Origin of the sequence: Nocardia niigatensis NBRC 100131, assembly GCF_000308655.1 — a bacterium.
GTDB classification, from domain to species: Bacteria; Actinomycetota; Actinomycetes; order Mycobacteriales; family Mycobacteriaceae; genus Nocardia; species Nocardia niigatensis.
Genome location: NZ_BAGC01000043.1, coordinates 718,011 through 730,321 on the forward strand (window position 1 = coordinate 718,011; position 12,311 = coordinate 730,321).

The window sequence follows — 12,311 nt, forward strand, 5'->3', positions numbered from 1 at the left end:
GCCGACGCCCCGTTGCGAATTCCGCAGCGGGGCGTCGGCTCGGGCGGTCAGCGCACCGGCAGCACGTCCGGGCGGTCGGCCTCGTCGAGCAGCTTGGTGGCGATATTGTCGAGGGCCTGATCGAGCAGGGCCCGATCGGCGGCATCGGCGCAATCCCAACCGGTGAGCTGGGTTTCGAGCCAGCGCTTCCACGCGCCGCGCACCCGGTCCACCTCCTCCACCCCCTTGTCGGTGAGTACGAGCGCGTCACCGTCGCGGCGCAGCAGGCCCTCGCTTTCGGCCTTGTCGTACACGGCGCCGATCAATTCGGCCGGGATCCAATGGGTTCGGGCGATGTCGCCGATGGTCGCCGTCCCGCGCAGGCGGTTGTACATGCGCACCTGCCCCAGCGCCCAGGCTTCGTCGCGGCCCAGCGAGCTGCCGGCCGCCGCCAGGATTCCCGGATCCGGCACGGCATTGTCGTGCTGCTTGCTCAGCACCTGGGCGACGCACCGCTCCAGCTGCACCAGCCGATCGCCGGAGTCCGGCACGGAGAACTGTTCCCCCACATCGGTGGCCTCGGCCCGGGCACTGTCACGCAGCGTCACCTGCTTCAGGAAGAAGGCCACCACGAAGCCGAGCAGCGCCACCGGCGCCACCCAGCGGAAGACGAAATCGATCGCGTCCGCATAGGCCTGAATGATGGGTGCCGACTGCTGTTTCGGCAGCTCGCGCAGCGCCGCCGGATTCTGCGCCGCCGCCGGCGGGACCCGCGCCTCGATCAGGGCCGTCTCCAGACTCGGGCGCAGCTTGTTCGAGTACAGGGTGCCGAACACGGTGGTGCCGAACGCGCTGCCGATGGTCCGGAAGAAGGTCACGCCGGAGGTGGCGGTCCCCAGATCCGAGTAGGGGACGCTGCTCTGCACGGCGATGGTCAGCACCTGCATGGCCAGACCGACGCCCAGACCCAGGATCAGCATGTACAGCGACATGATCCAGAAGCCGGTGTGCGCCCCCATGGTCGACATGAGATACAGGCCCAGCGCCATCACCGCGCAGCCGATGATCGGAAAAGCCTTGTAGTGCCCCGTCTTTCCGACGATATTGCCCGACAGGATCGAGGTGAAGAACAACCCGACCACCAGCGGCAGCGTCCGCACCCCGGACGCGGTCGCCGAAACACCCTGCACGTACTGCAGATACGCGGGCAGGTAGGTCATTGCGCCCAGCAGCGCGAAGCCGACGATGAAGCTCAGGATCGAGCACACCGTGAACACATTGCTGCGGAACAGGTGCATGGGCAGCATGGGTTCGGGGGCTCGGAACTCCGCGGCCACGAACGTCCCCATCAGCACCACCGCGGCCCCGAACAGGCCGATGATGGTGGGCGAGCTCCACGCGTATTCCTGTCCGCCCCATTCCAATCCGAGGATCAGGCAGGTGACGCCGACCGCGATCACCGCGATGCCGAGATAGTCCACGATCGGTTTGACGACCGCCTTCGTCATCGGGATGGTGCGGGCCGCCAGCGCGATCATGACGATGGCGAGCGGGACATTGACATAGAAGCACCAGCGCCAGCTCAGATGGTCGGTGAACAGCCCGCCCAGGGTCGGCCCGATGACCGTGGTGATGCCGAAGACCGCGCCCAGGGCGCCCTGGTACTTGCCGCGTTCGCGCAGCGGGATCACGTCGGCGATGAGGGCCATGGCGGTGACCATGAGCCCGCCCGCGCCCAGCCCCTGGACGGCCCGCGCCACGATGAGCAGCGTCATGCCGTTCGCGAGCCCGGCCACCATCGAGCCGATGATGAAGACGGCGCCGCTGATCTGGAACACCAGTTTGCGGCCGAACAGGTCGCCGAACTTGCCGGACAGCGCGGTCGCGATGGCCTCGGCCACCAGGTAGGAGGTGACCACCCAGGCCATGTGCCCGGCCCCGCCCAGGTCCGCCACGATGGTCGGCAGGGCGGTGGAGACGATGGTGGAATCCAGCGCGGCCATGAGCATGCCGAGCGCGACGGTTCCGAAGATGACGTTTCGGCGGGCCCGGCTCAGCGGATGCGGCGAGGCGGGCTTGTCGGCGGTGGCGCTGGCACCGGTCATCGGCCCAGTATGTGCCGGTCACCAGCGAACCTTTGGCAACGACACGGGGGCCGGGCCAGCCCAGCAGAGCGACCGATCAGTTCGTGTACGGCGCAGGTCGGTCCGCCCGCACCGCGTACCCGCCGAGCGCGGGCTCGAGGGTGCCGAAGGCCGCGGCCACCCGGTCGCCCAGCGCCTCGGCGATGACGTCGTTCGACTCCCCCGCGACCGTGCGGCGCAGCACCTCCTCGAACAGCGTCCGATGCACGCCGCCCAGTAGCGCGGCCGCGATCCGGGCCGTGAAATCATCGGCGGCGCAACCGGTTTCCGCAGCGAGAACCTCGGCCAGCCGCCGCTCCCGATCCTCGTGGAACTCCCGCAGCCGAGCCACCAGAGCGGGGCTGCCGGTGATCAGGGCGGCGAAGTCCGGCCCGGAGAATCCGGCGAGCACGGCATCCCGCTCGGCGACCGCCGCCAGATACACCCGCCACAGCGCCGCCAGCGCCGACTCACCCGCCTGCCGCTCCCGCACCGTGACCGCCGGACCGGCGACGAAGGCGTCGTGAATATCCAGCACCAGGTCTTCCTTGCGCGGGAAGTAGTTGGTCACCGTCATCTTGGCGACCTCGGCCGCCTCCGCGATCTCGGCGATCGTGACATTGTCGTACCCGCGGTCCAGGAACAGCCGGGTGGCGGTGTTCGAGATATTCTGGCGGGTCTGCAGCTTCTTGCGCTCGCGCAGGCCCAGGGGCGCGCCGGTGGACGTCATGAATTCATTATCGTTCTCATTTTAGGACTGTCACAAGTTAGGCTGAGCCGGCGAGGGGTACCGTCGGAACTTACTCTGGAGTAAGGTCGCACGAAACGACTCGAACTGTGAGGTCAAAGCCATGGCATGGAAGCCCAGCGAAATCCCGGACCAGACCGGGCGCACCTTCGTGATCACCGGCGCCAATGGCGGAATCGGCGAACAGACCACCAAGGTGCTCGCGAGCAAGGGCGCCACCGTCATCATGGCCTGCCGCAATGCCGCCAAGGCCCAGGAGGTGGCCGACCGCATCGACGGTGATGTGCGGGTCGCGAGCCTCGACCTGGCCAGCCTCGACTCCGTGCGGCGATTCGCCGAGAGCCAGGGCGAATTCGACGTGCTGATCAACAACGCCGGCCTGATGAACATCCCGTTCTCGCGGACCCAGGACGGCTTCGAAACCCAGTGGGGCGTCAACCATCTCGGCCACTTCGCGCTGACCGGGCTGCTGCTGGACCGGATCGGCGACCGGGTCGTCACCCTCGCCTCCATCGCCCACAAGCAGACCCCCAAGCTGTGGATCGACGACCTCAACTACGAGAACCGCCGCTACCAGCGCAATCTCGCCTACGCGCAGGCCAAGCTGTCGAACCTGATGTTCGCGCGCGAACTGCAGCGGCGGCTGACCGAGGCCGGTTCGGCCAAGCGCTCCTACGCGGTGCACCCCGGCGTCTCGGCGACCGACCTCTTCGCCCACACCGAAACCCTCCTCGACAAGGTCTCGAAGCCGTTCATCCGGATCGTGGGCCAGTCCCCGTTCCACGCGGCCTACTCCTCGCTGTTCGCCGCGACCGAGACCGACGCCGACCCGACCGTCTACTGGGGTCCCACCCGCTGGTTCGGCAGCCAGGGCCCGGTCGAGGCCTCGCCGTCCAGCAAGATCTCGCAGGATCCCGAACTGCAGCGCCGGCTCTGGACCGAATCCGAGCGCCTGACCGGGGTCACCTACAAGTTCTGAGCGTGCGCCGGGGCCCGTCGCAACGTCCGGTGCGGCGGGTCCCTGCTGTTACCCACCTCCTACTACGCAGTGCGTAGTCCCCAGGTACCGTGGAGTGCGTGTCCGCTCCCCATCGCCGCCCGGCCCTGATCGTGTTCGTGGTCGTGGCGTTCGCGGCCTGCCTGGGGCTGGGCTACTGGCAGTGGACCCGGTTCGAGTCCGGTGGCGGCACCTATCAGAATCTCGGCTACGCCCTGCAATGGCCGCTGTTCGCGGGATTCGTGGTGTGGGCCTATGTCCGATTCGTTCGTCTGGAACAGGAGGCGGAGCAGGATGACGCTCCGGTGTCCGAGCCGGCCGTCGAATCGCTGCCGACCAGCGCCCCCGCCGCCCGCCCGCGGCGGCCGAAGTCCGCGCCGCCGCGCGAGATTCCGGCGGGACTGCTGCCGGAGCGTCCCCGGGCAGCGCGGGACGAGGACCCCGAGCTCGCCGAATACAACAGATACCTGGCCGATCTGCATGCCCGGGACATGGACGACAAGGTCCGTGGCGCCGGTCTGCACCACACCGAGAGGAGCGCCGGTTGAGCACCCGCGACAACTCCGCACCATCCCCCGTCGCCGGTGAGACCACGCTGGCGCCCCGCCCGCTCGGCGCCGCCGCGCCCGCCAAGATCCGTGGCGCGCTGATCCGATACCGCGCCCTCGCCTACATCACCGGTGTCTGGCTGCTGGTGCTGTGCGGCGAGATGGTCTACAAATACCTGATCCTCGACGACAGCAGCACCGCCCCGCACTGGCTGTTCTACATCGGCCAGGTGCACGGCATCTTCTACATGATCTACCTGGTCTTCACCATCGACCTCGGCATCAAGGCCCGCTGGAAGCCCGCCACCACGGCGCTGACCTGCATCGCGGGCACGATTCCCTTCCTGTCCTTCGTCTTCGAGCACTACCGCACCCGCGAGGTCAAGGCTCTCACCGCCTCTCCGGGACGCTGAACCGCCTCTCCGGGACGCTGGCGGGCGGCTCGGGAGCCGTCGGCCGTCGCGCACCCGTGCCGGCGGTCGGGTGCCATAACTATCTTGGGCGTACCCGGTGAGTTACCCCGAACGGCACGAGATCAGTTGCCGGCCTCTCGATCGAGCTACGTCAACCGCCGGATACGAACGGCCGAAAGGGGTTCGGGGACCAGGTCCCCGAACCCCTTTCGCGTCTTTGGGAATTCAGTTGCCGGCCAGCGCCGCCAGCGCCGGGAGGAGCTGACGCAGGGCGCGGCCGCGGTGCGAGGCGGCGTCCTTCTCGGCGGGGGTGAGCTGGGCGGAGGAGACGTCGCCGCCGTCCGGGAAGAACAGCGGATCGTAGCCGAAACCGCCGTCGCCCACCGGCTTTCGGCCGATCACGCCCGGCCATTCGCCGCGCACGACCTCCTCGACGCCGTCGGCGACCAGGGCGCAGGCGGAGACGAAGCGGGCGCCGCGGCGCTCGTCGGGGACGTCGCCGAGCTGGGCCAGCAGCAGCGTGTTGTTGGCCCCGTCATTGCCGTGGGCGCCGGACCAGCGGGCCGAGAGCACGCCGGGCATGCCGTTGAGGGCATCCACCTCTAGTCCGGAATCGTCTGCGACACAGGGCAATCCGGTAGCGGCGAAACCGTCGCGAGCCTTGGCGACGGCATTGCCCTCGAAGGTGGGGGCGGTCTCGGGGGCCTCGTCGTAGGGCGGCACGTCGTTCAGCCCGACGAGCTCGATGCCCTCGATACCGGCCTCATCCAGGATGCGGCGCAGCTCGTTCAGCTTCTTGGCATTGCGGCTGGCGACCAGGAGGCGGCGGGTCATCGCTTCTTGGACTCCCCGGGCTCCGGCAGCACGCCCGGATACGGCAGTGCGAGCGCCTCTTTCTGCACCACGAACAGCTGCTCACAGCCCGCCAGGGCGGAGTCGAGCAGCTTGTCGAGGGTCGAGCGGGGGAAGGTCGCGCCCTCGCCGGTGCCCTGGATCTCCACCAGGGTGCCGGTATCGGTGGCGACCACGTTCATATCGACCTCGGCGCGGGAATCCTCCTCGTACGGCAGGTCGAGGCGCACCCGGCCGTCGACCACGCCGACGCTGACCGCGGCGATGGCGCAGGAAATCGGTTGCGGGTCGGTCAGTTTACCGGCCGCGCCCAGGTAGGTGATGGCGTCCGAGAGCGCGACGTACGCGCCGGTGATGGCGGCGGTGCGGGTGCCGCCGTCGGCCTGCAGCACATCGCAGTCCACGGCGATGGTGTTCTCGCCGATGGTCGACAGGTCGATGCAGGCGCGCAGCGAACGGCCGATCAGCCGCGAGATCTCCTGGGTGCGGCCACCGACCTTGCCCTTCACCGACTCTCGCCCCGAGCGGGTGTGCGTCGCCGCGGGCAGCATCGCGTATTCGGCCGTCAGCCAGCCCAATCCGGACTCGCGCCGCCACGGCGGCACCCCGTCGGTGACGCTCGCGGTGCACATCACCCGCGTCTGCCCGAACTCCACCAGCACGGACCCGGCTGGGTGCGTGGTGAAACCGCGGGTGATCCGTACGTCGCGGAGTTCGTCATCCGCCCTGCCATCGGCTCGTTTCGACACGCGCACAGCCTAGTAGCCCTGGCTGCGACGTTGTCGATGGACTCCCCGGCGCTCCGGAATCAGGCGGAACTGATTTCGTGGCGATCGGGGTAACTCCTCGGGTGCGTCCTGAATTCGGCACTCGACCGCCGGCACGGAGGTGCGACCGGCGACGGAAATCAGCCGCCCACCGAAGTCCCGGGGAGGCGGGGAGCGCCTCAGATATCGAAAACCTCGCCCGGCGACACCGCGTGCACGGGACCGCTGAAAACCGCCTTGGCTTCGGCGATGACGTCCTCGCGGGAGGTCCACGGCGGGATGTGGGTGAGCAGGAGTTCACCGACATCGGCCCGGGCGGCGATCAGGCCCGCCTCGTGACCCGAGAGGTGGATGCCGGGCGGGCGGTTGGCCGGGTCGTGAGTCCAGGAGGCCTCGGCGAGCAGAACGTCTGCGCCGCTGGCCAACTCGAAGACCTCGTCGCACAGGGCGGTGTCGCCGGTATAGACGAGGGTGCGGCCCGCGGCGGTGGAGATGCGCAGGCCGTAGGACTCCGGCGGGTGGTACATGCGGCGGGCCTCGACGGTGTGGCCGGGGCCGAAGGCGGTGGGGACGTCCGCCTGCCAGACCCGCATGTCGATCACGTCGGACCAGTCGTCGGTCTCGCCGCCGATCTCCGCGGAGGCGTTGCCGATTCGCAGCGAGGTGTCGGTGGGGCCGTAGACGACGGCCTTCCCCGAGGGCGGATTCGGGTGGTAGCGACGCCACACCAGCAGGCCCGGCAAATCCAGGCAGTGATCGGCGTGCAGGTGGGTGAGGAAGATGTCGACCTCACCCGGATCCAGGTGGCGCTGCAGGGCGCCGAGCACCCCGGGACCGAAATCGATGACGGTCGGTGTCATATCCGGGCCGGTCAGCAGGTAACCCGACGCCGGGGAATCCGGGCCGGACACGCTGCCCGAGCACCCGAGGACGGTGAGGCGCATTCCCCCATGCTGCCACGCTGCATTCTCACTCAAGGAGGGATCCCCCAAATCGCCGACCGCGTCCAGCGTCACCCCTGCGACGCGAGACGGCCGGCGTCAGCCCCACGACGGTGACGACGTTCATTCCCAGAGAGTACCCATCCGGCAACCACTCCACCCATCGCCCCGAAAAGATGTCCTTGCCAAGAGATTTCCGGGTTGCCGGGCAGGACGCCCCAGAGAATCGAGCCGTAGAGCACGGCCACCACCACGCCGACCGCGATCTGCAACACATTTCGAGCGAACCAGCCCCAGCAGATCAGATATGTGAGCCAGCCGAACACCAGCACCGAGGCGCCGACCGACACACTGTGCGGCGGCGCGGTGAACCATTGGCCCACGCCCGCGATCACCCAGATGATGGCCGTCGCCGTCAGCCCGCGCCCGATCCCGGTCAGCAGGGTGAGCAGCCCGAGCACGATCACCGGCAGCGTGTTCCCGAACAGATGCCCCCAATTGGCATGCAGCACAGGCGCGAACAGAATGCCCAGCAGCCCCGACTCGCTGCGCGGCTTCACCCCCGCCTGATCGAGCTCGTTGTTCGTGACGCTGTTGATGCCCTCCACGACGTACAGCAACGTCGTGAAACCGAGGGTCAGCGCAATGGCTCGCTGCCACAGCAACTTCAGAGCGCCGTTTCCGCCCGGCCCGGCGGCCGGCTTCGCCGGCTGCCCCCGCAATCGTGCGATCCGATCCGGATCGAACGACGCGCCCATGCCGCTCCCGCCGCTCATAGCAACTCCTCCTAGCCGCCCCTGCCCCGAGCGTACCGCCGCGATATGCCCGGCCGCCTCGGGAAGATCCCCGAATCGCCGATCCTCCGGCGGCCGGGCCCCGCAGCCGGGCGCCCGGTCGAGGCCGCGAACGCGACGCGCCCGCTGCGGCTTCGCAGCGGGCGCGGTCAGCGGTGCTCGGGTCAGGCCCAGAGCTGGCCGTCGAGCTTCTCCTCGGCCTCTTCGAGGGTGCCGTCGTAGGCGCCGGTGGACAGGTACTTCCAGCCGCCGTCGGCGACGACGAAGGCGATGTCGGCGCGGGTGCCCGCCCGCTGGGCCTTCTTGGCGATACCGAGGGCGGCGTGCAGGATGGCGCCGGTCGAGATGCCCGCGAAAATGCCCTCTTCGAGAACCAATTCGCGGGTGCGGCGGACGGCGTCGTAGGGGCCGACCGAGAAGCGGGAGGTCAGCACGGACTCGTCGTAGAGCTCGGGGACGAAACCCTCGTCGAGATTGCGCAACCCGTAGACCAGTTCGCCGTAGCGCGGCTCGGCGGCGACGATGTCGATGCCCGGCACCTTCTCACGCAGGAAGCGGCCGGTGCCCATGAGCGTGCCGGTGGTGCCCAGACCCGCCACGAAATGCGTGATCTCGGGCAGGTCGGCCAGGATCTCCGGGCCGGTGGTCTCGTAGTGCGCCAGCGCGTTGGCCGGATTGCCGTACTGGTAGAGCATCACCCAGTCCGGATTCTCCGCAGCGATCTGCTTGGCCAGCGCCACAGCCTGATTGGAGCCGCCCGCGGCCGGCGAGTCGATGATCTCGGCGCCGAACATGGTGAGCAGCTGCCGCCGCTCCACCGAGGTGTTCTCCGGCATCACGCACACCAGGCGGTACCCCTTGAGCTTGGCCGCCATGGCCAGCGAGATGCCGGTATTGCCGCTGGTGGGTTCGAGAATCGTGCAGCCGGGCGTGAGCCGTCCGTCGGCCTCGGCCTGCTCGATCATGCGCAGCGCCGGGCGGTCCTTGATGGATCCGGTCGGGTTGCGGTCCTCGAGCTTGGCCCACAGCCGCACGTGCTCGTCACCCTCCCACCGCGGGGACAGGTTCTTCAGCCCGACCAGCGGGGTGTTGCCCAGTGTCGCGATCAGCGACTCGTAGCGTGCCACGGCTAGCGCGCGCCGCCGGCGACCGCCGGAAGGATGGTGACGGTGCCGTCCGCGGGCACCTCGGCCTCGAGCCCGCCGTTGAAACGCACATCCTCGTCGTCGACGTAGATGTTGACGTAGCGGTTGAGCTTGCCGTCCTTGAGCAGCTTCGCCTCCAGACCCGGGTAGTTGGCCTCCAGGTCGGCGATGACGGCGGCCAGGCTCGCGCCCTGGGCCTGAACCCGCTTCTCGCCCTTGGTGATCGGGCGCATGATGGTCGGGATGGACACGGTGACCGGCATGAGGGGGGACTCCTTGTGTTGTTCCGGCGGGCGGGGGCGGTGAAAGTCGTTCAGGCGTCGGCGGATTCGCTGCGGGCAGCGACGATCTCGACGGGTTCCTCGGTGACCTCGCCCTCGAGGATCCGATAGCTGCGCAGGTCGTGCGTTTCCGGATCGCGGGTGGAGATCAGCACGTAGTGGGCGTTCGGCTCGGACGCGAAGGAGATGTCGGTGCGGCTCGGGTACGCCTCGGTGGCGGTGTGCGAGTGGTAGATGACCACCGGCTCCTCGTCCGCGGCCTCCATCTCCCGCCACAGCCGCAGCTGCTCCCCCGAGTCGAACTCGTAGAAGGTGGGCGAGCGGGCGGCATTGATCATGGGAATGAACCGCTCGGGTCGATCGGAGCCCTCGGGGCCGGCGATGACACCGCAGGCCTCGTCGGGGTGGTCGGCGCGCGCGTGCGCGACCATCGCCTCCACGAGGTCGGCCCTGATCACCAGCACAGTCGCATCCTTCCGCTCGACGGCCCCGGCCGGACGGCCGAAACGCTGTCGTCAACAGGTGAGACTAGGCGGCTATTCCCGATGCACCCGGTCACACCCCTGCGGCCGGACCCGGTCACGGCAGCGGCCCGAACAGGTCGCGGTAGGCGGGGATGCCCGCCACCGAGGTCGCCGACAGGATCGCGTCCACGATCGCGCGCTCCACGCATACCGCCGCGGCCGTGCACAACTGGTCCAGGACCAGCAGATCCGCGGGGAAAGCGGGCGGCATCGGGACGGCCGGCGGCTGCTCGGCGGTACCGGTGGCCAGCGCGAACAGGGTGTCGCCGTCCAGCGGCGAGTGCGCGGGCCGGATGGCCCGGGCCAGCCCGTCGTGCGCGGTCGCGGCCAGCCGCTTGCAGGCCGCCGGATCCAGCGCCGCATCGGTCGCGACCACGCCGATGGTGGTGTTGAGCACAGTGCCCTTCACCGCGAGCGCGTTCGCGGCGGCCAACTGCTCGGCGGTGACCGGCCGCAGGCCGAAATGCTCGGGGCCGTCGGTGCCCGCGCCCCACGGGAATCCGGTGCGCGGGTCGAAGACCGAGCCGACCGGGTTGGCCACGATCACCGCGCCGAGGGTGATCCCGGCCGCCGGACCGTCGGTGAAACGCACACTGGCCGTGCCGATTCCGCCCTTGAGCGAGCCCGCCCGCGCGCCCACGCCCGCACCCGCCGAGCCGCGCTCGAACTCCGGGCCCGCGGCGTCCGCCGCGAGGAACCCGAAATCGGCGTCGGGCCGAATGTTCCACGCCCCCACCGGAAGATCGAAGATGACCGCCCCGGGCACGATCGGCACCACCCGGGCGGGGTCGGCGGGATCCATCGGGATCCCCTCGCGGTGCTCCTCGAGCCAGCGCATGACGCCGTCCGCGGCGGCCAGCCCGTAGGCGCTGCCGCCGGTGAGCAGGATCGCATTCACCTGCCGCACAGTGTTTCCCGGATCCAGCAGGTCGGTCTCGCGGGTGCCCGGGCCACCGCCGCGCACGTCCACCGCGGCCACGGCCCCGCCCGGCACCCGCACCACCGTGCAGCCGGTGGCCGCGCCGGCGCCGAGGGTGGCGTCCGGGTCCAGCACCTGATGCTGGCCGACCAGGACACCGCCGACGTCGGTGATCGAATTACGTGGTCCCGCAACACTGTTCACGGCAGTTCCTCCTCGGTGGCCACGTCCGGTGCGCTGCCCGCGTCCGGTCCGGAGCGCTAGGGCATGAGCGCCTGGATCAGCGAGTCCTGCATCCAGGTGAGCCAGTGGTAGACCTCGAGGCTCGGGCCGCGCGGATCGTCGTCCGCGAAATGGTCGGGCGTGTCGGCGGTGATGTCGAGGGCCGTGCCCAGGGCCAGCCGCACGTCATTGAGCGCGGTGAGCCAGGCATGGGCCTGCTCCTGGCTGATGGCGATCTTGCCGCCCTGCGGCGGCAGCGTTTCCAGGATGACCAGCCCGGCGGCGACCTTGGATTCGATGATCTCCGGCTCGTGCAGGCTGCGCAGGGCACTGTTGAGGTCGGCGCGCTCGGCGTCGGGGGAACCGGGTTCGGGCTTGTGGAAATCCGGGAGCAGCCGGGCCAGGCGCGGATCGTCGGGCGGGGTGGTGTTGCCCGTCTGTAGCCCCGTCAGCGCCGCGAGGTCGTCCTCGGGGGCCGAGCGGGCGCGATCGGTGAGCAGTCCGGTGACCGCCCCGACCAGCGAACGCAATACCTCCGCCTCGTGGGCGTCCATTTCCGAACGCAGTTTCAGCCCGCCCAGGGAGTTCTTCCTGCTCCACTTCCGCACGGGCCTACCGTAGTCGCCCTGATCACTCGTCACGTTGCATGGTGGCCCACAGCCCGGCCGCGTGCAGCCGTTGGACGTCGTGCTCCATCTTGTCGCGCGAGCCGGCGGACACCACGGCCTTGCCCTCGTTGTGGACCTTCAGCATGAGCTCGGTTGCCTTGCCTTTGCTGTATCCGAAAAGCTTCTGGAAGATGTAGGTCACGTAGTGCATGAGGTTGACCGGATCGTCCCAAACGACGGTGACCCACGGCCGATCCTCGGCCTCCAGAATCTCGGTGTATTCCACGGCCTCCGGTGTCGCCTGTGCCGCCGACAGTGTCACGTTCGCGCCGCCCGGACCGGCGGCGACCCGGACTACGTCGTGATTACACAGACCCATATCAACCAGGGTACGACCTGACATCACAGAAACAACAGTCTGCCCGACACGCCGTCCCGACGTGGAAGTGT

Annotated in this window: 15 protein-coding genes; 3 read left to right on the forward strand and 12 right to left on the reverse strand. The window is 69.1% G+C overall.

Annotation, left to right across the window (positions count from 1 at the left end; translation table 11 throughout):
• Positions 1-47 precede the first annotated feature (47 nt).
• Together ON33_RS20590 and ON33_RS20595 are read right to left on the reverse strand one after the other, a co-directional pair.
• Entirely contained in the window at positions 48-2,084 is a 2,037-nt protein-coding gene (locus ON33_RS20590; protein ID WP_040860459.1) for an MDR family MFS transporter, read from the reverse strand.
• 76 nt (positions 2,085-2,160) lie between these two features.
• A complete protein-coding gene (locus tag ON33_RS20595; RefSeq protein WP_040860460.1) occupies positions 2,161-2,832 on the reverse strand; it encodes a TetR/AcrR family transcriptional regulator in 672 nt (223 codons plus the stop codon).
• Positions 2,833-2,953: 121 nt separating this feature from the next.
• Here ON33_RS20595 and ON33_RS20600 point away from each other — a divergent pair, with 121 nt between their 5' ends.
• The 3 genes from ON33_RS20600 to ON33_RS20610 all read left to right on the forward strand — a co-directional run bounded on the left by ON33_RS20600 (position 2,954) and on the right by ON33_RS20610 (position 4,808).
• A complete protein-coding gene (locus tag ON33_RS20600; protein ID WP_040860461.1) occupies positions 2,954-3,829 on the forward strand; it encodes an oxidoreductase in 876 nt (291 codons plus the stop codon).
• A gap of 89 nt (positions 3,830-3,918) precedes the next feature.
• Positions 3,919-4,395 carry a transcriptional regulator gene (locus ON33_RS20605; protein WP_174391547.1) on the forward strand — a complete coding sequence of 159 codons (477 nt, stop codon included), beginning with the start codon at positions 3,919-3,921 and terminating at the stop codon, positions 4,393-4,395.
• Between the two features lie 47 nt (positions 4,396-4,442).
• The gene (locus ON33_RS20610; RefSeq protein WP_085996810.1) at positions 4,443-4,808 is read left to right on the forward strand and encodes a DUF3817 domain-containing protein; all 366 of its coding nucleotides are present in this window, start codon (positions 4,443-4,445) and stop codon (positions 4,806-4,808) included.
• A 225-nt stretch (positions 4,809-5,033) separates the two neighbouring features.
• Here ON33_RS20610 and ON33_RS20615 read toward each other — a convergent pair whose 3' ends face one another.
• From ON33_RS20615 to clpS, 10 genes are all read right to left on the reverse strand, one after another.
• Positions 5,034-5,642, reverse strand: coding sequence for a non-canonical purine NTP pyrophosphatase (locus ON33_RS20615; protein ID WP_040860464.1), 609 nt, complete (start codon positions 5,640-5,642; stop codon positions 5,034-5,036).
• Positions 5,639-6,409 (reverse strand): ribonuclease PH, encoded by a 771-nt coding sequence (gene rph / locus ON33_RS20620; protein WP_040860699.1) that lies wholly within the window; start codon positions 6,407-6,409, stop codon positions 5,639-5,641. The genes ON33_RS20615 and rph overlap by 4 nt, the downstream gene beginning before the upstream one ends.
• A gap of 197 nt (positions 6,410-6,606) precedes the next feature.
• Positions 6,607-7,371 carry a cyclic nucleotide-degrading phosphodiesterase gene (locus ON33_RS20625; RefSeq protein ID WP_040860465.1) on the reverse strand — a complete coding sequence of 255 codons (765 nt, stop codon included), beginning with the start codon at positions 7,369-7,371 and terminating at the stop codon, positions 6,607-6,609.
• A gap of 68 nt (positions 7,372-7,439) precedes the next feature.
• Positions 7,440-8,144, reverse strand: a complete 705-nt coding sequence (locus ON33_RS20630) for a rhomboid family intramembrane serine protease (protein WP_245550606.1) — start codon at positions 8,142-8,144, stop codon at positions 7,440-7,442.
• Between the two features lie 182 nt (positions 8,145-8,326).
• The gene (locus ON33_RS20635) at positions 8,327-9,289 is read right to left on the reverse strand and encodes a PLP-dependent cysteine synthase family protein (protein ID WP_040860466.1); all 963 of its coding nucleotides are present in this window, start codon (positions 9,287-9,289) and stop codon (positions 8,327-8,329) included.
• A 2-nt stretch (positions 9,290-9,291) separates the two neighbouring features.
• On the reverse strand, positions 9,292-9,570 hold the full coding sequence (locus tag ON33_RS20640) for a MoaD/ThiS family protein (RefSeq protein ID WP_040860467.1): 279 nt from the start codon (positions 9,568-9,570) through the stop codon (positions 9,292-9,294).
• Positions 9,571-9,620: 50 nt separating this feature from the next.
• The gene (locus tag ON33_RS20645) at positions 9,621-10,052 is read right to left on the reverse strand and encodes a M67 family metallopeptidase (protein ID WP_040860468.1); all 432 of its coding nucleotides are present in this window, start codon (positions 10,050-10,052) and stop codon (positions 9,621-9,623) included.
• Between the two features lie 115 nt (positions 10,053-10,167).
• The gene (locus tag ON33_RS20650) at positions 10,168-11,235 is read right to left on the reverse strand and encodes a P1 family peptidase (protein WP_040860469.1); all 1,068 of its coding nucleotides are present in this window, start codon (positions 11,233-11,235) and stop codon (positions 10,168-10,170) included.
• Positions 11,236-11,291: 56 nt separating this feature from the next.
• On the reverse strand, positions 11,292-11,861 hold the full coding sequence (gene aosR, locus ON33_RS20655; protein WP_040860470.1) for an oxidative stress transcriptional regulator AosR: 570 nt from the start codon (positions 11,859-11,861) through the stop codon (positions 11,292-11,294).
• 22 nt (positions 11,862-11,883) lie between these two features.
• A complete protein-coding gene (clpS, locus tag ON33_RS20660; protein ID WP_085996795.1) occupies positions 11,884-12,240 on the reverse strand; it encodes an ATP-dependent Clp protease adapter ClpS in 357 nt (118 codons plus the stop codon).
• Between the last annotated feature and the right edge of the window lie 71 nt (positions 12,241-12,311).